This window comes from Gilliamella sp. CG35 (assembly GCF_046635745.1).
GTDB classification, from domain to species: Bacteria; Pseudomonadota; Gammaproteobacteria; order Enterobacterales; family Orbaceae; genus Gilliamella; species Gilliamella apicola_I.
The window spans coordinates 1-1,095 of the sequence record NZ_JBIDFH010000050.1 but is presented as its reverse complement, the minus strand read 5'-3'; the positions used below and the strand labels follow the sequence as shown (position 1 = coordinate 1,095).

The window sequence follows — 1,095 nt, the reverse complement described above, 5'->3', positions numbered from 1 at the left end:
CCCCCCAGTTGTCGATCTAACTGGGGTTTTTATTGCTTGACTTAAGTAAAAGTCGTCATGGAATAATTTAAATAGTCTATTATAAAATATCTCATCAATCCATAGCTATCTTGATTTAAAACTGAAGAATTATTTAAAAGTTTATGAAACTCACAACTCCCTTATTAATAGAGAGCAAAATATTATAAATTCAAATCTCAATATTATAGGCTTTATTAACTAATAACTTTTATAAGTGTTATTGACCTAATTTGATAATCTATATAGTATAGAATAGAATTAACTTTTAAAATTAATTTGCTACAAAAGTATAATTTATCTATACCTTAATGAATTTAAATTATTGTTAAATTTTAATATTAAACTCATGAAAAAAAGAAGTGACGGCAAGAAATTAACCGAATTAGGTTATATTTCCTGTCCAAATTTGAAAGAAAGAATTGACATCTTCGTTTATCGAATTGAAGAAATTAAGAAGTTCTTATTGGTACTTCGTATTGATGGAAAAACAGTTAAATCAACAGAAACTACGATAAGTGAACAAGTCTTTATTGACAATCTAGCGGGTGATTTTACTCTTGAAACCTTGTTTGTTAACGCTGTGGGATTGTGTAATATCAATGCACGCATGATACTCTTTCTTATAAAACTTTCTTCTGTTCTCAAAAATTAAATTTTTAATTTATTTTACCCCTCAGTTATTGATCTAACTGGGGTTTTTATTGCATGATATAAACGAAAATCGTCATGAAATAGTTAAAATAATCAATTATAAAGCATTTAATCAATCCAGAGTCATCTTGATTTAAAACTAAAGAATTATTTAAAAGTTTATGAAACTCACAACTTCCTTATTAATAGAGAGCAAAATATTATGAATTCAGATATCAATATTATAGACTTTCACAATTAATCACTTTTAGGAATGTAATTGACTTAATCCGATTATCTATATAATCTAATCTAGAATTAATTTTTAAAATTAATTTACTACAAAAGTATAATTTACCTATGCCTTAATGAATTTAAAAATTTTATTAACTAAAAAATAATTAAATCATGAAAAAAAGATTTAGACGTATGCCTAGAGGAAAA

Annotated in this window: 1 protein-coding gene; it reads left to right on the top strand. The window is 24.8% G+C overall.

The window, feature by feature from the left end; translation table 11 throughout:
* Positions 1 to 367 precede the first annotated feature (367 nt).
* Positions 368 to 673, top strand: coding sequence for a hypothetical protein (locus tag ACGH4F_RS09645; protein WP_267350724.1), 306 nt, complete (start codon positions 368 to 370; stop codon positions 671 to 673).
* Positions 674 to 1,095 lie beyond the last annotated feature (422 nt).

Excerpts from the sequence above, each read along its gene's own strand:
- ACGH4F_RS09645 (WP_267350724.1), top strand. The coding sequence starts at position 368 with ATGAAAAAAAGAAGTGACGGCAAGAAATTAACCGAATTAGGTTATATT.